Origin of the sequence: Ramlibacter sp., assembly GCF_035655895.1 — a bacterium.
In the GTDB taxonomy this organism is placed as follows: domain Bacteria; phylum Pseudomonadota; class Gammaproteobacteria; order Burkholderiales; family Burkholderiaceae_C; genus Ramlibacter.
The window spans coordinates 109,356-133,974 of record NZ_DASRTN010000003.1 but is presented as its reverse complement, the minus strand read 5'-3'; the positions used below and the strand labels follow the sequence as shown (position 1 = coordinate 133,974).

Annotated in this window: 16 protein-coding genes; 10 read left to right on the top strand and 6 right to left on the bottom strand. The window is 71.8% G+C overall.

All coding sequences use genetic code 11. The features are described 5' to 3' along the window. Window positions 1-12: 12 nt before the first annotated feature. From VFE82_RS01485 to glnE, 3 genes are all read right to left on the bottom strand, one after another. Window positions 13-1,185, bottom strand: coding sequence for an efflux RND transporter periplasmic adaptor subunit (locus VFE82_RS01485; protein WP_324998460.1), 1,173 nt, complete (start codon window positions 1,183-1,185; stop codon window positions 13-15). Next, window positions 1,182-2,657 (bottom strand): efflux transporter outer membrane subunit, encoded by a 1,476-nt coding sequence (locus VFE82_RS01480; protein ID WP_324998459.1) that lies wholly within the window; start codon window positions 2,655-2,657, stop codon window positions 1,182-1,184. Before VFE82_RS01480 ends, VFE82_RS01485 begins: the two co-directional genes overlap by 4 nt. A gap of 122 nt (window positions 2,658-2,779) precedes the next feature. After that, window positions 2,780-5,533 carry a bifunctional [glutamate--ammonia ligase]-adenylyl-L-tyrosine phosphorylase/[glutamate--ammonia-ligase] adenylyltransferase gene (glnE, locus tag VFE82_RS01475; RefSeq protein WP_414708708.1) on the bottom strand — a complete coding sequence of 918 codons (2,754 nt, stop codon included), beginning with the start codon at window positions 5,531-5,533 and terminating at the stop codon, window positions 2,780-2,782. 51 nt (window positions 5,534-5,584) lie between these two features. Here glnE and VFE82_RS01470 point away from each other — a divergent pair, with 51 nt between their 5' ends. From VFE82_RS01470 to VFE82_RS01455, 4 genes are read left to right on the top strand one after another with little or no spacing between them, the layout of a single operon-like run. Further along, a complete protein-coding gene (locus tag VFE82_RS01470) occupies window positions 5,585-9,685 on the top strand; it encodes a YhdP family protein (protein WP_324998457.1) in 4,101 nt (1,366 codons plus the stop codon). 12 nt (window positions 9,686-9,697) lie between these two features. Continuing rightward, on the top strand, window positions 9,698-10,507 hold the full coding sequence (locus tag VFE82_RS01465; RefSeq protein WP_324998456.1) for a carbon-nitrogen hydrolase family protein: 810 nt from the start codon (window positions 9,698-9,700) through the stop codon (window positions 10,505-10,507). Further along, a complete protein-coding gene (locus VFE82_RS01460) occupies window positions 10,504-12,582 on the top strand; it encodes an ATP-binding protein (RefSeq protein WP_324998455.1) in 2,079 nt (692 codons plus the stop codon). The genes VFE82_RS01465 and VFE82_RS01460 overlap by 4 nt, the downstream gene beginning before the upstream one ends. Continuing rightward, window positions 12,582-13,220 carry a response regulator transcription factor gene (locus VFE82_RS01455; RefSeq protein WP_324998454.1) on the top strand — a complete coding sequence of 213 codons (639 nt, stop codon included), beginning with the start codon at window positions 12,582-12,584 and terminating at the stop codon, window positions 13,218-13,220. The genes VFE82_RS01460 and VFE82_RS01455 overlap by 1 nt, the downstream gene beginning before the upstream one ends. Here VFE82_RS01455 and VFE82_RS01450 read toward each other — a convergent pair. Beyond that, entirely contained in the window at window positions 13,217-13,354 is a 138-nt protein-coding gene (locus VFE82_RS01450; protein ID WP_324998453.1) for a hypothetical protein, read from the bottom strand. The two genes, VFE82_RS01455 and VFE82_RS01450, sit on opposite strands and share 4 nt — an antisense overlap. Here VFE82_RS01450 and VFE82_RS01445 point away from each other — a divergent pair. Together VFE82_RS01445 and VFE82_RS01440 are read left to right on the top strand one after the other, a co-directional pair. Beyond that, window positions 13,287-14,519: a murein transglycosylase A gene (locus VFE82_RS01445; protein ID WP_414708707.1), complete on the top strand. Its 1,233-nt coding sequence runs from the start codon at window positions 13,287-13,289 to the stop codon at window positions 14,517-14,519. The two genes, VFE82_RS01450 and VFE82_RS01445, sit on opposite strands and share 68 nt — an antisense overlap. Then, window positions 14,516-14,905, top strand: a complete 390-nt coding sequence (locus VFE82_RS01440; RefSeq protein ID WP_324998451.1) for a hypothetical protein — start codon at window positions 14,516-14,518, stop codon at window positions 14,903-14,905. Before VFE82_RS01445 ends, VFE82_RS01440 begins: the two co-directional genes overlap by 4 nt. A 72-nt stretch (window positions 14,906-14,977) precedes the next feature. Here the strand turns inward: VFE82_RS01440 and VFE82_RS01435 are convergent, their stop codons facing one another. Together VFE82_RS01435 and VFE82_RS01430 are read right to left on the bottom strand one after the other, a co-directional pair. Continuing rightward, window positions 14,978-16,831 carry a PhoX family phosphatase gene (locus VFE82_RS01435; RefSeq protein ID WP_324998450.1) on the bottom strand — a complete coding sequence of 618 codons (1,854 nt, stop codon included), beginning with the start codon at window positions 16,829-16,831 and terminating at the stop codon, window positions 14,978-14,980. A gap of 159 nt (window positions 16,832-16,990) precedes the next feature. Next, complete coding sequence (locus VFE82_RS01430; protein WP_324998449.1) at window positions 16,991-17,482, bottom strand: Lrp/AsnC family transcriptional regulator; 492 nt, start codon at window positions 17,480-17,482, stop codon at window positions 16,991-16,993. Between the two features lie 109 nt (window positions 17,483-17,591). Between VFE82_RS01430 and VFE82_RS01425 the strand changes: the two genes are divergently transcribed. From VFE82_RS01425 to secF, 4 genes are all read left to right on the top strand, one after another. Continuing rightward, window positions 17,592-21,152 (top strand): indolepyruvate ferredoxin oxidoreductase family protein, encoded by a 3,561-nt coding sequence (locus VFE82_RS01425; RefSeq protein ID WP_324998448.1) that lies wholly within the window; start codon window positions 17,592-17,594, stop codon window positions 21,150-21,152. A gap of 149 nt (window positions 21,153-21,301) precedes the next feature. Continuing rightward, on the top strand, window positions 21,302-21,634 hold the full coding sequence (yajC, locus tag VFE82_RS01420; RefSeq protein ID WP_324998447.1) for a preprotein translocase subunit YajC: 333 nt from the start codon (window positions 21,302-21,304) through the stop codon (window positions 21,632-21,634). Between the two features lie 48 nt (window positions 21,635-21,682). After that, window positions 21,683-23,563, top strand: a complete 1,881-nt coding sequence (gene secD, locus VFE82_RS01415; protein ID WP_324998446.1) for a protein translocase subunit SecD — start codon at window positions 21,683-21,685, stop codon at window positions 23,561-23,563. An 86-nt stretch (window positions 23,564-23,649) separates the two neighbouring features. After that, window positions 23,650-24,600: a protein translocase subunit SecF gene (gene secF, locus VFE82_RS01410; protein WP_324998445.1), complete on the top strand. Its 951-nt coding sequence runs from the start codon at window positions 23,650-23,652 to the stop codon at window positions 24,598-24,600. Window positions 24,601-24,619: the final 19 nt, after the last annotated feature.

Below are 24,619 nucleotides of genomic sequence, written 5' to 3'. Positions count from 1 at the left end.
ATGGCGGCCTCCTTACCGCGCGGCCGGCGCGGAAGCGGGCGCCTGCGCGGGCGCCGGCGCCTCGACGACCCGCACCAGGTCGCCGTCGTTGAGGAAGTTGCCGCCGGAGGCCACGACACGCGCATCGGCCGGCAGGCCAGCCGTGATCTCCACCTGCCCGCCCACCAGGCGACCGGTCTGCACCTTGACCTGGCTGACCCGGCCGTCGGGATTGACGCGCAGCACGTAGCTGAAGCCCTCGCGCACCACCACCGCCGGCTGCGGCAGCGTGAGCGCCGGGGTGGCGCCGAGGTCGAATTCGCCGCGCGCGAACATGCCGGCGCGCGCGCTGCCCGCGGCCGGCCCGGGCAGCGGCCGCAGGTCGACATAGACCAGCGCCGAGCGGGACTGCGCGTCCACCGTCGGCCCGATGGTGCGCACCCGGCCTTCCAGGCGCGCACCGCTCGCCGCCGTGACCAGCGCCGCGGTGCCGGGGGCCAGGCGCCCGAGTTCCGCCGACGTGACTTCCGCCCGCCACTCGAGCCGGCCCTGGCGGATCAGCCGGAACAGCTCGGTGCCGGCGCCGACCACCGCACCGACGGTGGCGGCGCGGGCGGAGATGATGCCCTCGTCCGGTGCCAGCACCTGGGTCTGGCCGAACCGCACCTCCTGCGCCTCCAGGCTGGCCCGGGCGGCCTGGACCCGCGCCTGGGCGGTCTTCTCGGCGGTGACGTACTGGTTGATCTGCGCCACGCTCAAGGCGCCGGTCGCCTCCAGGCTGCGCGCGCGTTCGGCATTGGCCGCGGCGTCGGCCGCCGCGGCTTGCGCCTCCGCCAGGGTCGCGCGCGCCTGCGATGCCGCGGCCTGGAGCGTCTCGGTGGCGAAGGTCGCCAGCACCTGGCCCTTGCGCACCCGGTCGCCCACGTTGACGCGCACATCGGTCAGCCGCTGGCCGCCGGCCTCGGCGCCGACGCTGGCCTCCTGCCAGGCGGCGATGCTGCCGTTGGCGGCCAGCCGCACCGGCAGGCTGGTGCGCTGGGGAACCATCGTGGTGACCGTCAGCGCAGGCCGGGTGCCGGGCGGCTTCGCCTCGTCGTGCGCACCGGCGGCGGCCGCGCCGTCGCGGCGCGCGAACACCAGCACGGCCACCAGGGCCAGCAAGGCAACCGCCGCAATCGCGGCGAGCAGTCGTCTGGACATCGTCATTCGTCGTTCTCCCCCGGGGTCTTGTTCTGGCGTGCGGTGGTGGTGCCGGCCTCGCGCGTCCAGCCGCCACCGGACGCGCGGTACAGGTTGATCCAGGCGCCGAGCGCCTCGCGCTGCAATCCCACCAGCGCGGTCTCGGCCGCGAGCATGGTCCGCCGGGCATCTTCCAGTTCGACCAGGCTGGCCAGGCCGGCACGGTAGCGCGACTCGGTCGCGACGAAGGAGGCGCGGTAGCCCTCGGCCGCCAGGCGCGCGTCGGCGTTGCGCGCCCGGGCACTGTCGAGTGCCACCAGCGCCTGCTCGGCCTCGCGCACGGCCTGGCGCGCCCGCGCCCGGTACAGCGCAGCGGCTTCCTCGTAGCGGGCCTGGGCGGCTTCCACGTTGGCCGCGCGGCGTCCGGCGTCGAACAGCGGGAGCGACACCGCGAGCGGCCCGATCGACCAGGTCTGCGCGTCGAGGCTCGTGCCGGCCACCCGGAACGTCCCGGCCGCGATCGATCCGGACAGCGACAGCCGCGGGAAGCGGTCGGCCTGCGCCGCACCGACCTCCGCGCTGGCGGCGGCGACCTCGAGTTCGGCGGCAAAGACGTCGGGCCGCTGGGCCAGCAGGCGGGCCGGCAGCACGGGGACGGTGTCCAGCAGCGTCGCGGGCGGCTCCGGCCAGGCCGCCGCGAGCCTGGCGCGCAGCCCGTCCTCGGGCCAGCCCGTGAGCGCCACCAGCGTCTTGATCTCGGTCTCGCAGGCGGCGCGCTGCTGGCGCTCGCGGCCCCGGCCCTCGGCTGCGCTGGCCCGGGCCAGCGCAGCGTCGGCGCGCGCGGTGAAGCCGGCCTGCATGCTCAGGTCGAGCAAACGGGAGGTCTCCGCCCGCGACCGCGCGTCGTTGGCCGCCACCGCCAGCTGGCGCTCGCAGTTGCGCCAGCCCAGGTAGCTCGCCGCGGTTTCCGCGGCCACGGCCACCCGGGCGTCATGCCAGCCGGCCTGCGCACCTTCCAGCCGGGCTTGCGCCGCATCCCGGCTGGCAGCGCGCCCGCCGAACAGGTCGAGTTCCCACGCGGCTTGCAGGCCGAGCTGGCCGACGGTGACCGGCGCGGCGAGCGGCGCTGCGGCGCCGGTGCCGCCCGGGCTGGCCGCGGCCTGGCTCGTGCCGCGGCTGAGCGAGCCGACGGCGTCGAGGTTGGGCGCGAGAGCTGCGCCGGCCGCGGTCCGGGCGGCCCGCGCCTGGGCGATGCGGCTGGCGGCACTGGCCACGGTCGGGCTCGCCGATTGCGCGGCCCCGACCAGCTCGACGAGCACCGGGTCGCCGAGCTGCTCCCACCAGCGCTGGAGGTCGGCGACCGCGCCGCCGTGGGGCAGGGGCGCCGACCATCCGGCCAGGACGGCGGGGGCGGACGGTACGGCCGGAGGACGTGGCAAGGTGCAGCCGGCCAGCCCCAACAACAGGCAGCCGCCTGCCAGCAGACGGTGTGTGGTCATCGATTTCCTTCCTGGTGGGGAGCTGGCGCTTCCCGGCGGGTGCGGGGCGTTCGTGGGGCCCGCGGCTCAGGAAGCAACCGGCAAGCCTACCATCGACCCGTGAAGGGCCGGCCCGGCCCCGCTCAGCGCGCGAACACGGCGCGCCAGAGCGCGAGGATGGCGTCGCGCTGCGCGGCCAGTTCGTTCTCGGACACCTGCGTCGGCTGCTCGTCCAGCCGCGCCCGGTGCTGCACCCGCCGCAACTCGCGGTACGCCGCGGCGGCCCGATCACCGATGCCGGCGGGCAGCAGGCCCGCGGCCTCTGCGCGCTGCAGCAGCGCGATGTTGCCGACGTTGGGGATCAGTTCGGCATGCCCGCCGGCCTGCGACAGCACCAGGAACTGCACGGCGAACTCGGCATCGACCATGCCGCCTTCACTGTGCTTGACGTCGAACTGCCCGCGCGGCACCGGGCGCGCGGCACGCACCCGCTGCCGCATCGCGACGATCTCCTCGCGCAGCGCGGCGGTGTCGCGCGGGGCGGTGACCACCGCCTCGCGCACGGCGTCGAATCGCTGGCAGAGGTCGGCGTCGCCGAGCACGAACCGCGCACGGGTCATCGCCTGGTGCTCCCAGGTCCACGCGGTGTTGCTGCCGCGGCCCAGCTGGTATTTCTCGTAGGCGGCGAAGGTGGTGACCAGCAGGCCCGAGCTGCCGTTCGGGCGCAGCGCCGTGTCGATCTCGTACAGGTCGCCTTCGGCGGTCTTGGTGGTCAGCCAGTTGATCAGCTTGCGCACGAAGGCGCCGTAGACGTCGGCGGCGCGGTCGTCCTCGTCGTCGAAGACGAACACGATGTCGAGGTCGCTGCCGTAGCCCAGCTCCTTGCCGCCCAGCTTGCCATAGCCGATGATCGCGAACCGCGGCGCGTCCCGGTGGCGGTTCTTCAGCCGCTCCCAGCACCAGCGCGCCGTCACGCGCAGCACCGCGTCGGCCAGCGCACTGAGATCGTCCGCCACCTGCTCGACGGTAAGCCGGCGCTCGATATCCCGGGCGAGGGTGCGGAACACCTCGGCATGGTGGGCGCGGCGCAGCAGGTTCAGCAGTGCCTCGTCGTCGTCTTCCCCGGTGGTGCGCAGCGAGCGCCGCCGCTGCTCCAGCTCCTGCTCGAACTCATCGGCGTTGAAGCGCTCCGACAGCAGGGCCTCGCCGGCGAGTTCGTCGATCACGCCGGGATGCCGCAGCAGGTAGCGCGCCGGCCAGCGGGCCGCGCCCAGAAGCCGGAGCAGCCGCTCGTGCACGCGCGGCCGCTCCAGCAGCAGCGCCAGATAGCTCTCGCGCCGCAGCAGGGGCTCGAGCCAGTCGGCCATGCGCAGCGCGGCATCCTCGGTCACGCGCCCCTCGAGCAGCCACTCGCCGGTGCGCGCGACGATCCGCGAGAGCCGGTGCCGGGCGTCCTCGCGCAACGCCAGCACGCGCGGATGGCCGCACCAGCGGCCGATGCGCTCGCGCAGCTGCGGCGGCAGCTGGTCGCGCAGGGTTTCCAGATCGGGCGGCGCGCCACGGCTGCCCTTCGGGCCGGCGCAGCTCTTGCACTCGCCGCTCTGGCCCCCCAGCAGCGTGTCGAATTCCTGGGCCACGATCTCGCGGTGCCGGTCGAGCTCGTGCAGGAACGGGCAGCAGTCGGCGTAGCCCATGGTGCGGGCGATCCAGGCCAGGTCGCCGTCGGTCTGGTCGCACCCCATCGGCAGCACGTGGGTCTGCTGGTCGTCCAGGTACTGGATCCGGTGCTCGACGCGGCGCAGGAATTCGTAGGCCTGCGCCAGGGCATCGGCCGTCGACTGCGGCATCAGGCCTGCCGCCGCGACCCGCTGCAGCGCATCGAGCGTGGGGCGGGTGCGCAGCTCGGGGAACTGGCCGCCGCGGACCACCTGCAGCAGCTGCACGATGAACTCGATCTCGCGGATTCCGCCACGCGAGAGCTTCACGTCGTTGGCGCGCTCGGGACGTCCGGCGCTGCGCCGCGCCGCGTGTTCGCGGATCTGGCGGTGCAGCACGCGCAGGGAATCGAACACGCTGTAGTCGAGGTAGCGGCGGAACACGAAGGGCAGCACGACGCCCCGCAGCGCCTGCGCCGAGCCGTCCACGATGGCGGCCCGCGGCGCCACCACGCGGCTCTTCAGCCAGGCGAACCGCTCCCATTCGCGCCCCTGCACCTGGAGGTAGTCCTCCAGGGCATCGAGCGACACCGCCGGCGGCCCGGAATTGCCGTTCGGCCGCAAGGCCAGGTCGACCCGGAACACGAAGCCATGCTCGCTGGTGTCGCCGATCAGCCCGAAGATGCTCTTGACCGCCTTGGCGAAATACTCCTGCAGGCTGATGCGGCCGCGCCCGTTCACGCCGGCGGTCTCGCCGTCCTGGTCGTAGACGTAGATCAGGTCGATGTCGCTGGAGACATTGAGCTCGCGTGCGCCCAGCTTGCCCATGCCCACGATCCAGAGGCGGGCGCGGCGCCCGTCGGCACCGACCGGTTCGCCGTGCACCGCGTCCAGGTCGGCCATCGCACGGTTGCAGGCCTTGTCCAGCGCGAACTCGGCCAGGTGCGTCATGGCCCGAGTGACGGCCTGCAGCGGCAGCGCCTCCTCGCAATCGAGGCGCAGCAGGCGCTCGAGCACCAGCTGGCGCAGGACTCTTAGGCCGTCGGAAAGGTTGTAACCCCGTGTGGACAGGGCGTCGAAGGTGGCCTGGAGCGCGTCGCGCCCGGGCACGCCGGGTGCGAGCAGCGCCATGTCGGCGGCGTAACGCCGGCGGATCCGCTGCGCAAAGCGCGAATGCGCGGAACCGCCGTCCGCCGGCGGCATCCCAGCCTGAAGCCCAGCGGCCTGCGCGGCCGGCGCCATCGAACCCGCTCCGGCACCGGGGCTCATAATTCCTGCCACATCGAAGTCTTCATGAACGATTCGCCGCCGATTCCTTCGCGCCTGCTCAAGTTCGTTGGCGCCTGCGCGAAGTGGTCCTTGTGGCTGCTCGCGGCCCTGTGGCTGCTGCTGGCACTGGCCTGGGGCACGCTGCACGGCTGGATTGTGCCGCGAATCGGTGAGTTCCGCCCCGTCCTGGAACGGCATGCCTCGCGGGTCGTGGGGGTGCCGGTGCGGATCGGCAACATCCGTGCGCACAGTGTCGGACTGATCCCCTCGGTGGAACTGCAATCGGTGGTGCTGCTGGATCCCCAGGGGCACGAAGCGCTGCGCCTGCCGCGGGTGCTGGCGTCGCTGTCGCCACGTTCCCTGTGGCACCTCGGGTTCGACCAGCTGCTGATCGACCACCCGGAGCTCGAGCTGCGCCGCTCCGCCGACGGCCGCCTCCATGTGGCCGGCCTGGATTTGTCGCGAGGAACACAGGACGGCGGCGATGGTGCCGACTGGTTCTTCCGCCAGCGCGAGTTCGTCATCCGCGGCGGCAAGATCCGCTGGACCGACGAGATGCGCAACGCGCCGGAACTGGCGCTGGCCGATGTCGACCTCGTGGTGCGCAACGGCGCCCGCCGCCATGCCATCCGCCTGGATGCCACGCCCCCGGGTCGCTGGGGCGACCGCTTCACGCTGGTGGGCCTGTTCCGCCAGCCGCTGCTGTCCAACCACCCCGGCCGCTGGCAGGACTGGGACGGACAGCTCCACGCCGATTTCCCGCGCGTGGACCTGGGCGAGCTGCGCCGGCACGCGCGTTTCGGCGTGGAGCTCGAAAGCGGCCACGGCGCGGTGCGCGCCTGGGCCGACGTGTCGCGCGGGCAGCTCGCCGGCGCGGTCGCCGATCTCGCCGTGGCCGACGTCGCCACGCGGCTGGCCCCCGACCTGGCGCCGCTGGGGCTGGCGTCGCTGTCCGGACGGCTGGGCGGCCGGCGCCTGCCGGGGGGCTTCGAGTTCGAGACGCAGCAGCTGCAGTTCGTCACCGACCAGGGCCAGCGCTGGCCGGGCGGCAACGTCTTCGTCCAGTGGACCGATGCCGACGGCAAGCGGCCGGCCGCTGGCGAACTGCGGGCCGACCGGCTCGACCTGGGGGCGTTGCGGCAGCTGGCCGGGCGTGTGCCGCTGGGCAAGGCCACCCACGCAGCGCTGGCGACGTACGCGCCCGAAGGCCTGGTCGAGAGCGTGCAGGCGCGCTGGCAGGGCAGCGTGCACGACCCCGTCAAGTACCAGGCGCGCGGGCGGGTCTCCGGGTTGCACGTCGCGGCGGGGTCGGTGTCCGCCACCCCGGAGGGACGCCCCCACGCCGGCACCCCGGGCGTGCGCAATGCCGCCGTCGACTTCGACCTGACGGAGGCCGGCGGCACGGCCCGCGTCGCGATGCAGTCGGGCGCGCTCGAGTTTCCCGGCGTGTTCGAGGAACCCGTGCTGCCGTTCGACCGCCTCGCGGGTGACCTGCAGTGGCAGCTGGCCGGCGACCGCATCACGGTGACGGCCTCCAACCTCAAGTTCAGCAATGCCGACGCGCAGGGGGAAGTGCACGCCAGCTGGCGCACCGGTGAATCCGCGCATCGGTTTCCGGGGGTGCTCGAGCTGCAGGGCAGCCTGGCCCGCGCCAACGGCGCACGGGTGTGGCGCTACCTGCCGCAGGCGCTGCCGCCGAGCGCACGCGACTACGTGCGCGAAGCGGTGCAGGAGGCCGAGGTGACCGATGCCCGGGTGCGGCTCAAGGGCGATCTGCGCGACTTCCCCTTCGCGCATGCCCCGGGCGAGTTCCGCGTCACGGCCCAGGTGCGCAATGCGACCTATGCGTTCGCGCCGCGCGCCGGCCGCACCGGCCTGCCCTGGCCGGCGCTGACCCAGCTGGCGGGGCACCTGGTGTTCGACCGCGGCGGCATGCGGGTCGAGGACGCGCAGGGGCGGTTCGGCAACGGACCGGCCCTGCGGTTCAAGGCCGATGCCGAAGTGCCCGACCTGGCGCACGCCACCGTGGCCGTCACCGGCGAAGTGCGCGGTCCGCTGGCCGACGCCCTGGGGGTGGTCCAGCGCTCGCCGCTGGGTGCGCTCACCCAGGACGCACTCGCCAAGGCGACCGCCACCGGGCCGGCGGAGGTGCGCCTGAAGCTCTCGCTGCCGGTCGCGCAGATCGACCGCAGCACGGTGCAGGGTTCCGTCACCCTCGCCGGCAACGACGTGCAGATCACCCCCGACAGCCCGGTGCTCGGTCGGGCGCGTGGAACGGTCACCTTCAGCGAGCGGGGCTTTGCGCTCCAGGGCGTGCAGGCCCGGGCGCTGGGCGGCGACGTGCGCCTGGATGGCGGCACCCGGCCGGCGGGGGCCGAGGCGCCCGCGGTGGTGGTGCGCGCCCAGGGCAATGCCACGGCCGAAGGCTTGCGCCAGGCGCGCGAACTCGGCGCGCTCGCGCGGCTGGCGCGCCACGCCACCGGCGGCGCCGCTTATGCGGCCGTGCTCACCTTCCGCAAGGGCACGCCCGAGGTGCAGGTCACCAGCAACCTGCAGGGCCTTGCGGTGGACCTGCCGGCACCGCTGGCCAAGACCGCCGATGCGCTGCTGCCGCTGCGCTACGAGAACGTGCTGCTGCGCGATGGCGCCACCACCAGCGGGCAGACCGACCAGCTGTCGGTCGACCTGGGGCGGATCGCCTCGGTCGGCTTCGTCCGCGATCTGAGCGGGCCTGCGCCGCGGGTGCTGCGGGGTGCGATCGCCATCGGCCTGGCGCCCGGCGAGAGCGCGGTGCTGCCGGACCAGGGCGTCACCGCCAACGTGGTCGTCGGCGCTGCGAACGTCGACGCCTGGCAGCAGGTGCTGCAGGGACTGTGGACCGAGCCCGCCGGGGGCGCGGCCCCGCGCGGCGCCCCGGGCGGGGCCGAGGGCTACCTGCCCAACACGCTGGCGGTGCGCGCGCGCGAGCTGACGGTGGAAGGGCGCGTGCTGCACAACCTGGTGGTGGGCGGCGCGCGCGAAGGGCAGGTGTGGCGCGCCAACGTCGACGCCGACGAACTCAATGGCTACGTCGAATACCGGCAGCCGTCCGGGGCGGGCGCGGGACGCGTGTTCGCGCGCCTGGCGCGCCTGTCGATCGCGGCCTCGGAAGCCACGGCCGTGGAGACCCTGCTGGACGAGCAGCCCGGCAGCATCCCCGCACTGGACGTCGTCGTCGAGGATTTCGAGCTGCGCGGCAGGCGCCTGGGCCGGCTGGAGATCGACGCGGTCAACCGGGGTGCCGGCGTGGTCGCGCGCGAAGGCGGCATCCGCGAGTGGAGGCTGAACCGGCTGGCCCTGGTGATGCCGGAGGGCTCGTTCCAGGCCACCGGGAACTGGGCGGCAGTCGAAGCGCAGGCGCTGCCAGCCGGCCAGCGGCCTCCGCCGCGGCAGCCGGGCGAGCGGCGGCGCACGGTGATGAACTTCCGGCTGGACATCGGCGACGCGGGGCAGCTGCTCGGCCGACTGGGCATGCGGGACGTCGTGCGACGCGGCGCCGGGCGCATGGAAGGCCAGGTCGCCTGGCTCGGCTCGCCGATGTCGCTGGACTATCCCTCGATGACCGGCACCTTCCACGTCGACGTGCAGGCAGGCCAGTTCCTCAAGGCCGACCCGGGCCTGGCCAAGCTGCTGGGCGTGCTGAACCTGCAGGCGCTGCCGCGCCGGCTCACCCTCGATTTCCGCGACGTGTTCAGCCAGGGCTTCGCGTTCGACTTCGTGCGAGGCGACATCACGATCCAGCAGGGCATCGCCGCCACCAACAACCTGCAGATGAAGGGCGTCAATGCGGCGGTGGTGATGGAAGGCAAGGCCGACCTCGCCCGCGAAACGCAGGAGCTGCGCGTGGTCGTGGTGCCCGAGATCAACGCCGGGACCGCCTCGCTGGTCGCCGCCGCCATCAACCCCGCCATCGGCCTCGGCACCTTCCTGGCCCAGCTGTTCCTGCGCGAGCCGCTGGCGCGCGCGGCGACGCAGCAGTTCCAGATCGACGGCACCTGGACCGATCCGCGCATCACCAAGTTGTCGCGCCAGGCCACGCAGGGCGACGGACGTGGCATCGACACCCGCGCGGCCGGCAACAACTGAAGGAGCTCCGCCATGAAGATCGCCGCCATCCAGATGGTCTCGGGCGTGCGCCTGCAGGACAACCTCGACGCCGCCGGCCGGCTGCTCGCGCAGGCTGCCGCCCAGGGCTGCGAACTGGCCGTGCTGCCGGAGTACTTCTGCATCATGGGCCGCGCGGACACCGACAAGCTGGCTCTGCGCGAGGTGCCGGGCGACGGGCCGGTGCAGACGTTCCTGGCCGACGCGGCGCGGGCGCACGGGCTGTGGGTGGTGGGCGGCACGCTGCCGATCACCGCGGGCGACGACCGGCACGTGCGCAACACCAGCCTGGCGTTCTCGCCGCAGGGGGAGCGGGTCGCGCGCTACGACAAGATCCACCTGTTCCGCTTCGACAACGGCCGCGAGCGGTACGACGAGGCGCGCGTCATCGAGCCGGGCGCGGCGCCGGTCGCCTTCGACGTGCTCGCGCGCGACGGCCGTCGCTGGCGGGTCGGGATGACCGTCTGCTACGACCTGCGCTTTCCCGAGCTGTACCGGCAGCTGCAGGCCGACCTGCTGATCGTGCCCAGCGCATTCACCCACGTGACCGGCCAGGCGCACTGGGAGCCGTTGCTGCGCGCCCGCGCGATCGAGAACCTGGCGTACGTCGCGGCGCCCGCCCAGGGCGGCTTGCACGAGAACGGTCGGCGCACCTGGGGCCACAGCCTGGTCGTCGACCCGTGGGGCGTGGTGCTGGCGCAGCGCGAGGAGGACGGAGAAGCGGTCGTGGTGGCCGAGCTCGATGCCGAGCGGCTGGCCCAGGTGCGCCGCCAGCTGCCGGCGCTGGAGCACCGGGTCCTATGAGCCGGGACGGCGTCGACCGGACCGAGGGCGCCTCGGGTGCGGCCGGGCGGCCGCCGGCAGCGCAGCGCTGGCTGCTGTGGGGCTCGCTCAGCGCACTGGTCGCCACCCTGCTCGTCACGCTGATCTGGCTGGCCGGCCGCTACGAGGCCAGCCAGGTGCAGTCCAAGCTGGAGCGCGACGCCGGCGAAGCGCTGTCCGACATCCGCTCGGCCCTGACGCGCAACGTGCAGTCGCTGCAGGCCCTGCAGGCCGGCACGCCGAAGGTCGCCGCCTGGGGCGCGGAAGCACAGCGGCTGCTGCACGAGCGCCGCGAGCTGCTGCGCATCGAGTGGCGCGATGCGCAGCTGGCCACGCTGGCCGGTGTCGACACGCCCTACCGGGTGCCCGCCTTCGACCGCTTCGGACGCGCCGCTGCGCAGCCCGAGGTGGCGCTGGCCTGCGCCAATGCGCGCCGCAGCAGCGGCGCCGGCTACGCCGCGAGCTACTTCGTGCCGCAGTCCGATGGCCTCGGCCTGGAGGTGATGGACCTGTGCCTGCCCCAGGTGACCGGCGGCCAGCTCACCGGCTACGTGGTGGCCACCTATTCACTGGCCGAGATGCTGTCCAACATGGTGGGGCCGCAGCTCACCCGCAGCCAGGAGGTGTCGTTCACCGAGGCCGACGGCACCCGGCTGGCGCTGCACGGCGTGGCCCGCCGCGGTTCGCGCGTGTTCACCGCGCAGCAGCTGCTGGACCTGCCAGGCAACACGATGGTGCTGCGGATGGACAGCTGGCGCGGGGCGCCGGAGCTGTTCCCGAACGTGCTGACGGCCCTGGTCACCGCGATGTCGATCGCGCTGCTGGCGGTGCTGTTCCTGCTGGGCAAGGACACGCGGCGGCGGCTGGAAGTCGAACGCGACCTCGCCGATGCGCTCGCGTTCCGCAAGGCCATGGAGGACAGCCTGGTGACGGGCCTGCGCGCGCGCGACCTGCGCGGCCGCACGACCTACGTCAATCCTGCGTTCTGCGAGATGGTGGGCTTCTCGGTCGAGGAGCTGCTCGGGCAGGGGACCCCGGCCCCCTACTGGCCGCCGGAGCTGGTGGGCGAGTACCAGAAGCGGCAGGAGATCCGCCTGGCCGGGCGGCATGCGCCGCCGCGCGAAGGATTCGAGTCGATGTTCATGCGCAAGGACGGCTCGCGCTTTCCGGTGCTGATCATCGAAGCGCCGCTGATCAACGCGCAAGGCGTGCAGACCGGCTGGATGAGCGCCTTCCTCGACATCAGCGAGCAGCGCCGGGTCGAGGAGCTTTCGCGCGCCAGCCAGGAACGCCTGCAGGCCACGGCCCGCCTGGCCACGGTCGGCGAGATGGCCTCGCTGCTCAGTCACGAGCTGAACCAGCCACTGGCGGCGATCTCCAGCTACGCCACCGGGTCGCTGAACCTGCTGGACGGGCGGGATGCGGCGCCGGCCGATCTGCAGGTGGCGCTGCGCCGCATCGCGGAGCAGGCCGAGCGCGCCGGGCGCGTGATCAAGAGCGTGCACGACTTCGTGCGCCGCCGCGACAAGGCGCGCGAACCCACGGCCCCGCAGGCGCTGGTCGACGCGGTGATGCCGCTGGTGGGCCTGCAGGCGCGCAAGCTGGGCGTGCAGGTGGAGACGCGGGTGGCGGCCGGCCTGCCCGCGGTGCTGTGCGACCGCACGATGGTCGAGCAGGTGCTGCTGAACCTGGCGCGCAACGCGATGCAGGCGATGGACCAGGCCAAGGTGCCGCGCCCGTCGCTTGTCATCCAGGTGCGCCGGACCGACGGCGAGCCGGCCGCGTCCGCGGCGTGGCTCGAGTTCTCGGTTGCCGACTGCGGCCCCGGCATCCCGGCCGAGGTGCGCGAGCAGCTGTTCACGCCCTTCTTCACCACCAAGGCCGAAGGCATGGGCCTGGGGCTGTCCCTGTGCCGCACGGTGGTGGAGCAGCACGGAGGGTTCCTGGCCTTCGAGCCCAACCGGCCCCAGGGTACGATCTTCCGTTTCACCCTGCCCACGCAGGCCGCCGGCGTCGTCCAGGCGCCCGCACCGCGACCCGTCTCGCTCCTGACCTGATGCAACCCGCTCCCGACGCCACCGTGTTCATCGTCGACGACGACGAGAGCGTGCGCGATGCCCTTGCCTGGCTGCTGCGCTCGCGCCACCTGCCAAGCGAACGCTTCGCCGCCGGCGAGGACTTCGAGGCCATGCTCGAGGGCGGGTTCCAGCCGGAGCAGCCCTGCTGCCTGCTGCTCGACGTCCGCATGCCGGGGATGAGCGGGCTGGCGCTGTTCGACCGGCTGGTGGCGCGCGGTCTGGCCGACGCCATGCCGGTGATCTTCCTGACCGGCCATGCCGACGTGCCCACCGCGGTCGACATGGTCAAGCGGGGCGCCTTCGACTTCTGCGAGAAGCCGTTCTCCGACAACGCGCTGGTCGACCGGGTCGAACAGGCGCTGCAGCGGTCGGCCCAGGTGCAGGCCGGCTGGCGCGAGCGCCGGCGGCTCGCGGCACGGCTGGCGGAGCTCACCGAACGTGAGCGCGACGTCATGCGCCTGGTGGCGCGGGGCTTGCCGAACAAGCTGATCGCCGACCAGCTGGCGATCAGCGTGCGGACGGTGGAGGTCCACCGGGCGCGCGTGTTCGACAAGATGGAGGTGAAGTCCGCCGTCGAACTCGCCAACGTCCTGCGCGACGTGGAGCCCGCGCCCTAGGGTTTCGGGTCGCCGTCCCGGCCCGGCGGGTCGGACGGCGGTTCGCCCTTGGGACGGCCCGAGAACATGGTCCACCAGACGATCAGGACGATCAAGGCCAGCGCGGCCAGCGCTTCCAGCAGAATCAGCAGCATGCAACGTGGTTGGAGTGTGGTGGCGATTGTAGGAATGCTGGTCGGCTGCGCCGCGCCGTTGCCACCGTTGCCGCCGTCTTCCGCTCCCCCCCTGCCTGGCGCCGGCCCGGCGCCGCGCGCCCCCGCGCCCGACCCGGTCCGCCCCGCCGAGGACGACTCGCCGCCGGGGGCGGCGCTGCTGCAGGGCAAGAGCCGCTGGCAGCCGGTGCCCTGGAGCGAGCTGCCGGGCTTCGAGGACGATGCCCTGCACGAGGCCTGGAACGCCTGGCTCAAGAGTTGCGAGCGGCCGCCGGCGGCCTTCGCCCCGCTGTGCCCGCAGGTGCGCCAGCTGTCGATCGCCACGCCGGCCGAGCAGCGCGCCTGGATGCGCCAGCGTCTGCAGCCGTACCGCATCGAGCCGCTGCAGGGCGCGCAGGACGGGTTGTTGACGGCGTACTACGAGCCGCTGCTGGAGGCGTCGCGCCAGCCGACCGCGCGCCACACGGTGCCGCTGTACCGGCCGCCCGCCGGGCTGGGCAGCCGCAAGCCCTGGTACAGCCGCCAGGAAATGGACACCCTGCCGCAGGCGCAGGCCCAGTTGCGCGGCCGCGAGATCGCCTGGCTCGCCGACCCGCTGGATGCTCTGATGCTGCAGATCCAGGGTTCGGGACGGCTGCGCGTGGCAGAACCCGATGGCAGCGTCCGCACCGTGCGGCTGGCCTTCGCCGGCACCAACGACCATCCCTACCGCAGCGTCGGCGGCTGGCTGCTGCAGCAGGGCGCTGTCCGCGACGCCTCCTGGCCCGGCATCAAGGCCTGGGTGCGCGAGAACCCGCAGCGCCTGCAGGAGCTGCTCTGGAGCAATCCGCGCACCACGTTCTTCCGAGAGGAGCCGCTGGGCGACTTCGACGCGGCCTTCGGCCCGCGGGGCGCGCAGGGCGTGGCGCTCACGCCCGGACGCTCGATCGCCGTCGACAAGGAGAGCATTCCGTACGGCACGCCGGTGTGGCTGGCCTCGGCCGGTCCGCAGCTGACCCTGCAGCGGCTGGTGCTCGCGCAGGACACCGGCAGCGCCATCACGGGCGCGGTGCGCGCCGACTACTTCGCGGGCTGGGGTCCGGAGGCCGGCGAACTGGCGGGCCGCCTGAAGCAGCCGCTGCGGATGTGGGCGCTGTGGCCGCGATGAACGCCCGGCTGCTGGCACTCGCCCCCGCGCTGTCCGTGCTGGCCGGCTGCGTGGCGCCGCCAGGGCCGGCTCCCGCGGGGTCGCGGGGCCCGCTGGCAGCACCGGCGGCCGTGGCGGCCGTGCCCGATCCCGCCGCCGGCACGACCTACCACTGCGATGACGGCAGCGTCGTGGTCGCGCGTTTCACCAGCGACACGCTCCAGCTGGCCGGCCTGCCGCAGGGCCCCGAGCTGCTGCTGCGCGATGCCGGGGGAACGCGCCCCGGCCACACCGTGTGGTCCAGCCCCGGCTGGCGGGCGGAGTTCGGTTCCGGGGAGGACGACGCGGCGGCCACCTTGCACCGGCTGCGGCCACCCGGCCCCGAGCTGCGCTGCCGGCGCCACTGATCCAGAGGCAAAAGGCGCATCGCCCATGCCCCCGCAGGGGCATGGGCGATGCGGGGATGATCGCCGCCGGCGTCAGGCGCCGACCGGCTTGCCGTCGGTGCGGCGGACCACGATGGTGGCCGACCGGGGCGGCAGGGTGTTGCCCTGCACATTCGATGGCCACGAGCCCGTGGGATGCTGGATGTTGATGAAGAACGTCGCCAGGTCCGGCGTGTAGGTCAGGCCCGTGATCTCGCAGCCGTTCGGGCCGACCAGGAAGCGGGTGGACTGCTTGGTGGCCTGGTCCACGTAGTACATGGAGTTGTTGCCGAACGTGCTGGTGGTGCTGGCACCGGTGGAGGCGTCGGTCTGGACCCAGAGGCGGCCCTGCGGATCCACGCCGATGCCGTCGGGGCTGGAGAAGGTGTCGCCGCTGATGTTGCCCTTCTGGTTGGCTGCCGACAGCCGCTGATCGCCGGCCAGCAGGAACAGCTCCCACCGGAAGCTGGTGGCCTTGGCGCTGTCGCCGGTCTCGCTCCAGCGAATGATGTGGCCGTGCGGGTTGGTCGCGCGCGGATTGGCCGCATCGACGACGGCACGCGAGCCGTTGTTGGTGAAGGTGCAGTAGATCCTGCGGTCGGGGCCCACGGTGACCCACTCGGGCCGGTCCATCAGCGTCGCGCCGGCCACGCGGGCGGCGGACTTGGTGTTGATCAACACGTCGGCCTGGGTCGCGAAGTCGACCGGGGTGGCGGCCGGCGGCGTGGTTGACTGGGTGACGTTGCCGGGGTCCTGCGCGCCGACCACCAGACCGTTCACGCCCTGGGTGAGCTCGATCCACTGGCCGCTGCCGTCGGCGTTGAACTTGGCGGCGTACAGGGTGCCGCTGTCCAGCAGGTTGCGGTTGGCGGCACGGTTGCCGGGGTTGAACTTGGCCGAGGGCACGAACTTGTAGACGCAGCCGGGGGTGCTGTCGTCGCCCATGTAGATCGCCACCGTGTTGTCGGCGTCCAGCATGTAGGCGGTGTTCTCGTGGTCGAAGCGACCCAGCGCGGTGCGCTTGGTGGCGGGGAACGTGCCCTGCGGGTCGATCTCGACCACCCAGCCGTAGCCCTCCTCCGGCTGCGTCGGGTCCAGGTAGTTGTCCGTCGTTTCCTCGCAGGTCAGGTAGGTGCCCCACGGGGTCATGCCGCTGGAGCAGTTGTTGAGCGTGCCAACCACCGTGGCGCCGACCACCGCCGCCGCCGGACCGCCCACCGCGTAGACCGTGTTGCCGGTGTAGCGCTTGTTGTAGGGCGAGTTGCGCTTGACGACCCACTTGCCGTTGACGACCTCCACCTCGATCACCGACACGCCGACTGACGACAGCGCGATGCGCTTCTGTTCGGCGGTCGCGGTGTTCGCGTCGTAGGTGAAGCCGGCCGGGAACAGGATCTGCGCGTCGGGCGCCTCGTGGTTGATCGCCAGCAGGCCGCCCTTGCTCGGGTCGACGCCGGCGAGCTGGAAGAAGTGCATGCCGTCGTGGTTGCCGCCGGCGACTTTCTCGTAGCCGGTCGAATCCAGCAGGGTGCCGGTGTAGGGGGTGGCGCCTGCTTCGACCGCGTCACCGGCCGCGAACAGCACGTCGACCGTGTAGCCCTCGGGCACGACGACCTGCTCGGTGGTCGAGCGCGGCACGCCCTTGAAGGCCACCGCGTAGCTGACCGCGGGGGTGCCGCCCGGCGCAGGCGCCGCCGCGGCGATGCCGCCGCCGCCACCACCGCCGCATCCGGTCAGGAGCGAGCCGCCGAAGGCGGCGGCCAGCGTGGCGCCGAAGCCGCCACGCAGCACCGCGCGGCGCGGGACGCTGGCCTGGGCGAGGACGTCTTCCATCATCTGGCCGGGGACGGCCGGGAGTTGATTGCGTGCGCGCGAGGCGGCGCGGAACTTGTCGGTCAAGTGGGACATTGGCTTGCTCTTGCTTGCTGGTCTGTCGAACGGGTTGCGGGATTCCTGCAGGCCGCAAGCGTAGGAAGCGCCAGTGACGCATTGATGACAGCCCCAGCGACAGCAACAGCAAAAGCGACAGCAACAGCGACAGCGACGTCGCACGCACGCTGGCGCGGGTCAGGAGGGCGACGCCGAGGGCCTCAGGTGGGCCAGCGGCAGGGCGCTGCTGGCCTTGACCTCGCCGAGCGAGAAGCTGGTGTGCAGGTCCTTCACGTTCGGCAGGTTGATCAGCACCTGGCGCGCGAACTGGGAGAACGCATCGAGGTCGCGCGAGACCACCTGCAGCTCGAAGGTGCCCGCGCCGCTGATGTAGTGGCACGAGACGATCTCGGGGATCTTGCGGATCGCCTCCTCCATCTCGCGGGTGCGTTCGCCGGTGTTGCGGTCCGCATCCAGCCGCACGAAGGCCAGCACGCCCAGTCCGATCCGGTGCCGGTCGATCTCGGCGTGGTAGCCCTTGATGTAGCCGGCCTCCTCGAGCGCGCGCACCCGGCGCCAGCAGGGCGCGGCCGACAGGCCGACGCGTTGCGCCAGCTCGGCGTTGGTGAGGCGGCCGTCGGCCTGCAGTTCTTCCAGGATGCGCAGGTCGAACCTGTCGAGCTTTTCCATGTGGCGTTCTTTCGAGAAAGGATCTTTCTCATCCTAGCCATCTCGCAGCATCAAACGCAACAACTTATCCGGGGCACGGGCCTACACTGCGGCAAACGATGGAGACACGATGAACGCACCGCTGCCCGAGCACATCCGCAAGGCGCTCGAAACCGTCACGCTGGATGACAAGTACTCGCTCGAACACGGGCGGGCCTTCATGAGCGGGGTGCAGGCCCTGGTCAAGCTGCCCATGCTGCAGCGCCGGCGCGACGCGCTGGCCGGCAAGAACACGGCGGGGTTCATCAGCGGCTACCGGGGCTCCCCGCTGGGCGGCTACGACCAGGCGCTGTGGAAGGCCAACAAGTACCTGAAGGCGCAGAACATCGTGTTCCAGCCCGGCGTCAACGAGGAGCTGGCGGCCACCGCGCTGTGGGGCACCCAGCAGCTCGGGTTCGCGCCGGCCGGCAGCCAGAAGTTCGACGGCGTGTTCGGCATCTGGTATGGCAAGGGCCCGGGCGTCGACCGCTGTTCCGACGTCTTCAAGCACGCCAACATGGCGGGCACCACGCCCTGGGGCGGCGTCATGGCCGTGGCGGGCGACGACCACGTCGCCAAGAGTTCCACCGCCGCCCACCAGAGCGACCACATCTTCAAGGCCTGCGGGCTGCCGGTGTTCTTCCCGGCGACGGTGCAGGACATCCTGGACCTCGGCGTCCATGCCATCGCCATGAGCCGCTACGCCGGTGTCTGGACCGGCATGAAGACGATCCAGGAGATCGTCGAGTCCAGCGCCACCGCGATGATCGATCCCGAGCGCGTGCAGATCCGCCTGCCCGAGGATTTCGCGATGCCGCCCGGCGGCCTGCACATCCGCTGGCCCGACACCGCCCTCGAGCAGGAAGCGCGGCTGATGGACTACAAGTGGTACGCGGCCCTGGCCTACGTGCGCGCCAACCGCCTGAACCACAACGTGATCGAGGGCCCGAACGACCGCTTCGGCCTGATCGCCAGCGGCAAGGCCTACAACGACATGCGCCAGGCGCTCGTGGACCTCGGGCTGGACGACGCGACCTGCCGCCGCCTGGGCATTCGGGTGCACAAGGTGGCCGTGGTGTGGCCGCTCGAAGCACAGATCACGCGCGAGTTCGCCACCGGCCTGCGCGAGATCCTGGTGGTCGAGGAGAAACGCCAGGTGATCGAGTACCAGCTCAAGGAGGAGCTGTACAACTGGCGGCCCGACGTGCGTCCGCACGTGCTGGGCAAGTTCGACGAGGTCGAGGGCGACTACAGCGGCGGCGAGTGGTCGACGCCCAATCCGACCGCGCGCACGCTGCTGCGCGCCAACGCCGACCTGTCGCCGGCGCTGATCGCGCGTGCCATCGCCCGGCGCCTGAAGAAGCAGGGGCTGGATGCGGACACCGCGGCGCGCATCGATGCGCAACTGGCCATCCTGGAGGCCAAGGAGCGGTCGATGCAGGTGCTGGAGGTCAAGGCCGACCGCCAGCCCTGGTTCTGCTCGGGTTGCCCGCACAACACGTCCACCGTCGTGCCGGAGGGCTCGCGCGCCATGGCCGGCATCGGCTGCCACTTCATGGCGACCTGGATGGACCGGGCGACCATCGGGTTCACCCAGATGGGCGGCGAAGGCGTGCCCTGGGTCGGCCAGCAGCCGTTCACCAACGAGAAGCACGTGTTCGCCAACCTGGGCGACGGCACCTACTTCCACAGCGGCCTGCTGGCGATCCGCCAGTCGATCGCCGCCGGCGTGAACATCACCTACAAGATCCTCTACAACGACGCGGTCGCCATGACCGGCGGCCAGCAGGTCGGCGAGCGGCCCGAGGGGCACTCGGTGCTGCAGATCGCGCAGAGCCTGCAGGCCGAGGGCGTCAACAAGCTGGTCATCGTGACCGACGAGCCCGAGAAGTACACCGTGGCCAAGCTGCCGCCGGGCGTCGGCGTGGAGCACCGCGACGAGCTCGACCGCATTCAGCGCGAATTCCGGGAGCTCGCGGGCACGACGGCCATCATCTACGACCAGACCTGCGCCACCGAGAAGCGCCGCCGCCGCAAGCGCGGCGCGATGGTCGATCCCGCGGTGCGCGTGGTGATCAACGACCTGGTCTGCGAGGGCTGCGGCGACTGCAGCGTGAAGAGCAACTGCCTGTCGGTCGAGCCGCTGGAGACGGAGTTCGGCCGCAAGCGCACGATCAACCAGAGCACCTGCAACAAGGACACGAGCTGCCTCAAGGGCTTCTGCCCGAGCTTCGTGACGGTCGAAGGCGGCAAGCTCAAGGGCAAGGCCAAGACGCAGGCGGCCTCGCCCTACGAGCTGGGCGAGCTGCCGCAGCCCCAGCTGCCGCAGCTGCAGGGCGCCTACGGCATCGTGGTGGCGGGCGTCGGCGGCACCGGCGTGATCACCATCGGGCAGCTGCTCGGGATGGCGGCGCACCTGGAAGGCAAGGGCATCGTCACCCAGGACGCGGCCGGCCTGGCGCAGAAGGGCGGCGCCACCTGGAGCCACGTGCTGATCGGGGAGCGGCCCGAGGCCATCCACACCACCCGCGTCAGCATGGCCGCGGCCGACCTGGTCATCGGCTGCGACCCGATCGTGGCGGCCGGCAAGGAAACGGTGCTGCGCATGCGCGAAGGCCGCACGCACGTGGCGCTCAACGCGCACAGCACGCCGACCGCCGCGTTCGTCAAGAACGGCAACTGGGCCAACCCGGCCGATGCCTGCGCCGCCTCGATCGCCGAGGCCGTCGGCCCCGGTGGGCTCGGCAGTTTCGACGCCGACGCGGCGGCCGCGAAGCTGATGGGCGACACGATCTACACCAACCCCATGCTGCTCGGCTACGCCTGGCAGAAGGGCTGGGTGCCGCTCGCCCTCGAGTCGCTGCTGCGTGCCATCGAGCTCAATGGCGTGGCGGTCGAGAGCAACAAGGCCGCTTTCGCCTGGGGGCGCCGCGCGGCCCACGACCCGGCGCAGGTCGAGCAGCTGCTCGCGCCCGCGCAGGTGATCGCGTTCAAGCGGCGCGAGACGCTCGACACGCTGGTGGCGCGCCGGGTGGAGTTCCTCACCGCCTACCAGAACGCGGCGTACGGCCGGGACTACGAGGCCTTCGTGGCGCGGGTGCGTGCCGCCGAGGCGCCGCTGGGCAAGACGTCGCTGGCCGAGACGGTGGCGCGCAACCTGTTCAAGCTCATGGCCTACAAGGACGAGTACGAGGTGGCCCGGCTTCACACGGAGACCGGCTTCCAGGAGCGCATCGCCGCGATGTTCGAGGGCGACTACAAGGTGAACTTCCACCTCGCCCCGCCGTTGCTGGCCCGGCGCGATGCCAAGGGCGAGCTGGTCAAGCGCAAGTACGGCCCGGCCATGCTGCTGGGATTCAGGTTGCTGGCCCGGCTGAAGGGCCTGCGCGGAACGGCGCTGGACGTGTTCGGGCGCACCGAGGAGCGCCGCACCGAACGCGCGCTGATCGGCGAATACCGCGCCAGCGTCGAGCAGATCCTGACGGGACTGTCGCCTGCCAACCACGGCCTGGCGCTGGAGATCGCCGCCATCCCCGAGCAGATCAAGGGCTTCGGGCACGTGAAGGAGCGCAACCTGGCCGCTGCGCGCCAGCGCTGGCAGGCGCTGATGCAGCGCTGGCAGCAGCCGGCGGCCGAACGCCGCGCAGCCTGAACCGGCCGGACCGCCCGCGCTTTGTGGGCTTCCTGCCGGGTTCACGGCCCGCCACATACAATCCCAGGCTTGCCGCGCCCGCCGCCGCACCACCGGTGCGGTCCGGTCGCGGCGCTTTCGCGTGACCCGTTTTCCCGCCTGGAGCCACAGTGTTCATTTCCTCCGCCTTCGCCCAGACCGCGCCGGCCGCCGCCGCCGGAGGCGACATGCAATCGTCCCTGATGAGCATGCTGCCGCTGGTGCTGATGTTCGTCGTCCTGTACTTCGTGATGATCCGCCCGCAGATGAAGCGGCAGAAGGAGCATCGCACCATGATCGAGGCGCTCGCCAAGGGCGACGAGGTCGCCACCGCCGGCGGCCTGCTCGGCAAGGTCACCCGCCTGGGTGACACCTACCTCGGCGTCGAAGTCGCCAACGGCGTCGAGATCCAGCTGCAGCGCAGCGCGGTGGTGCAGGTGCTGCCCAAAGGCACGATCAAGTAATCCGGCACGGCCGCGGCCCGCGGGCGGCGGCCAACCTCTGGTGTCCCGATGAACCGTTACCCGGTCTGGAAGTACGCGATCCTGGTGGTCGCCCTGGTGGTGGGGGTGCTGTACACCCTGCCGAATTTCTTCGGCGAGGCGCCTGCGGTCCAGGTGTCGGCCGGCAAGGCCACGGTGAAGGTGGATGCCACCACGCAGGCGCGGGTGGAGCAGGCGCTGTCCGCCGCCGGCGTGCAGCCGCAGGCGATCACCCTGGACGCCACTTCGGTCAAGGTGCGGGTGGAGAACACCGATGCCCAGCTGCGCGTGCGCGACGTGCTGCAGAAGGCGCTGTCGCCCGACCCGAACGACGCGCCCTACGTGGTGGCCCTCAACCTGATCTCGCGCTCGCCGGCATGGCTGACCGCCATCCGCGCCGTGCCGATGTACCTGGGCCTGGACCTGCGCGGTGGCGTGCACTTCATGCTGCAGGTCGACATGCAGGCGGCGCTCACCAAGCGGGCCGAGTCCCTGGCCGGCGACCTGCGCAGCCAGCTGCGCGAGGCCAACGTGCGGCACAGCGGCATCGGCCGCAACGGCCAGGCGGTCGAGATCCGCCTGCGCGACGCGCAGACGCTGGCGGCCGCGCGTCGCGTGATCCAGGACCAGTTCCCCGACCTGCAGGCCACCGACGCGCCGGACGGCACCGAGTACCGTCTCACCGCGACGCTGCGGCCGGAGGCGGCGCGCCGGGTGCAGGAGCAGGCGCTCAAGCAGAACATGGTCACCCTGCACAACCGGATCAACGAGCTGGGCGTGGCCGAGCCCGTCATCCAGCAGCAGGGCCTGGATCGCATCGTCGTGCAGCTGCCCGGCGTGCAGGACACCGCCAAGGCCAAGGACATCCTGGGCCGCACGGCCACGCTGGAGATGCGACTGGTCGACGAGAGCGCCGAGGCCCGCGCGGCCGAGGTCGGCAGCGGCCCGGTGCCGTTCGGGTCCGAGCGCTACCTCGAGCGCGACGGCCGTGCCGTGATCGTCAAGAAGCAGGTCATCCTGACCGGCGACAGCCTCACCGATGCCCAGCCCGGCTTCGACCAGCAGAGCCAGCAGCCGAAGGTCGACCTCACGGTCGATGCCAAGGGCGGCCGGATCATGCGCGATGTCAGCCGCGAGAACCTGAAGAAGCGGATGGCCATCCTGCTGTTCGAGAAGGGCAAGGGCGAGGTGCTGACCGCGCCGGTGATCCAGGGCGAACTGGGCAACCGGTTCCAGATCTCCGGCGCCATGACCGTGAACGAGGCCAGCGACCTGGCCCTGCTGCTGCGCGCCGGCTCGCTGGCGGCCCCGATGGAGATCATCGAGGAGCTGACCATCGGCCCGACCCTGGGCGCCGAGAACATCGCCAAGGGCTTCCACAGTGTGGCCTGGGGATTCGCGGCGATCGTCGCCTTCATGGCGGTCTACTACATGCTGTTCGGCCTGTTCTCCGGGCTGGCACTGGCCGTCAACCTGCTGCTGCTGGTGGCGATCCTGTCGATGCTGCAGGCCACGCTCACCCTGCCCGGCATGGCGGCGATGGCGCTCGCGCTCGGCATGGCGATCGATTCGAACGTCCTGATCAACGAGCGGGTCCGGGAGGAGCTGCGTAACGGCGTGTCGCCGCAAGCCGCCATCCACGCGGGCTACGACCGCGCCTGGGCCACCATCCTGGACTCGAACGTCACGACCCTGATCGCCGGCGTCGCGCTGCTCGCGTTCGGCTCGGGACCGGTGCGCGGCTTCGCGGTCGTCCACTGCATCGGCATCCTGACCTCGATGTTCTCGGCGGTCTTCTTCTCGCGCGGCCTGGTCAACCTCTGGTACGGCCGCAAGAAGAAGCTCAAGTCCGTCGCGATCGGCACCGTCTGGCGCCCGGCGCCGGACAGCGCTATAACCAAGGCCGAGTGAGGAAGCAGGCGTGCAGTTCCCGGTCCAGGCGCCGCCACCGCCGCGGCAGGCACGGGATGCGCTGAACACGCCGAAAGGATAAAGCGATGGAGTTCTTCAAGATCCGGCGGGACATCCCGTTCATGCGCAACGCGTTGGTCTTCAACGTGATTTCGTTCCTCACGTTCGCCGCGGCGGTCTTCTTCCTGGTCACGCGGGGGCTGCACCTGTCGGTGGAGTTCACCGGCGGCACCGTCATGCAGGTGAGCTACGCGCAGACCGCCGAGGTCGAGCGGGTGCGCCAGACGGTCGCCGGCCTCGGTTTTTCCGATGTCCAGGTCCAGAACTTCGGCACCGCGCGGGACGTCATGATCCGGCTGCCGGCCCAGAAGGGCGTCAGCTCGGCGCAGCAGAGCGAGCGCGTCATGACCGCGCTGAAGGCGCAGGACCCCACGGTCGCCCTGAGCCGCACCGAGTTCGTCGGGCCGCAGGTGGGCGAGGAGCTCGCCACCGACGGCCTGAAGGCGCTGGGCATGGTGGTGCTGGGCATCGTGATCTACCTGGCCTTCCGCTTCGAGTGGAAGTTCGCCGTGGCGGCCATCATCGCCAACCTGCACGACGTGGTCATCATCCTGGGCTTCTTCGCCTTCTTCCAGTGGGAGTTCTCGCTGGCGGTGCTGGCGGCGGTGCTGGCGGTGCTGGGCTACTCGGTCAACGAGTCGGTGGTGATCTTCGACCGGATCCGCGAGAACTTCCGTCGCTACCGCAAGATGAGCACGGTGGAGATCATCGACAACGCGATCACGTCGACCATCAGCCGCACCATCATCACCCACGGCTCCACCCAGATCATGGTGCTGTCCATGCTGCTGTTCGGCGGCCCGACGCTGCACTACTTCGCGATGGCCCTGACCATCGGCATCTGCTTCGGCATCTACTCCTCGGTGTTCGTGGCCGCCGCCATCGCGATGTGGCTGGGAGTCAAGCGCGAAGATCTCGTCAAGACCGGCCCCCGCAAGGAAGACCCGAACGACCCGAACGCGGGCGCCGTCGTCTAGGCCCGGCCGTGAAGCGCGG

Bases quoted from the DNA above. Each gene is read 5' to 3' on its own strand.
- VFE82_RS01455 (WP_324998454.1), top strand. From the start codon at position 12,582: ATGCAACCCGCTCCCGACGCCACCGTGTTCATCGTCGACGACGACGAG.
- VFE82_RS01485 (WP_324998460.1), bottom strand. From the start codon at position 1,185: ATGACGATGTCCAGACGACTGCTCGCCGCGATTGCGGCGGTTGCCTTG.
- secD (WP_324998446.1), top strand. From the start codon at position 21,683: ATGAACCGTTACCCGGTCTGGAAGTACGCGATCCTGGTGGTCGCCCTG.
- VFE82_RS01440 (WP_324998451.1), top strand. From the start codon at position 14,516: ATGAACGCCCGGCTGCTGGCACTCGCCCCCGCGCTGTCCGTGCTGGCC.
- glnE (WP_414708708.1), bottom strand. From the start codon at position 5,533: ATGGCGCCGGCCGCGCAGGCCGCTGGGCTTCAGGCTGGGATGCCGCCG.
- VFE82_RS01465 (WP_324998456.1), top strand. From the start codon at position 9,698: ATGAAGATCGCCGCCATCCAGATGGTCTCGGGCGTGCGCCTGCAGGAC.
- VFE82_RS01445 (WP_414708707.1), top strand. From the start codon at position 13,287: ATGGTCCACCAGACGATCAGGACGATCAAGGCCAGCGCGGCCAGCGCT.
- VFE82_RS01425 (WP_324998448.1), top strand. From the start codon at position 17,592: ATGAACGCACCGCTGCCCGAGCACATCCGCAAGGCGCTCGAAACCGTC.
- VFE82_RS01470 (WP_324998457.1), top strand. From the start codon at position 5,585: ATGAACGATTCGCCGCCGATTCCTTCGCGCCTGCTCAAGTTCGTTGGC.
- VFE82_RS01480 (WP_324998459.1), bottom strand. From the start codon at position 2,657: ATGACCACACACCGTCTGCTGGCAGGCGGCTGCCTGTTGTTGGGGCTG.
- VFE82_RS01460 (WP_324998455.1), top strand. From the start codon at position 10,504: ATGAGCCGGGACGGCGTCGACCGGACCGAGGGCGCCTCGGGTGCGGCC.
- VFE82_RS01435 (WP_324998450.1), bottom strand. From the start codon at position 16,831: ATGTCCCACTTGACCGACAAGTTCCGCGCCGCCTCGCGCGCACGCAAT.
- VFE82_RS01450 (WP_324998453.1), bottom strand. From the start codon at position 13,354: ATGCTGCTGATTCTGCTGGAAGCGCTGGCCGCGCTGGCCTTGATCGTC.
- VFE82_RS01430 (WP_324998449.1), bottom strand. From the start codon at position 17,482: ATGGAAAAGCTCGACAGGTTCGACCTGCGCATCCTGGAAGAACTGCAG.
- secF (WP_324998445.1), top strand. From the start codon at position 23,650: ATGGAGTTCTTCAAGATCCGGCGGGACATCCCGTTCATGCGCAACGCG.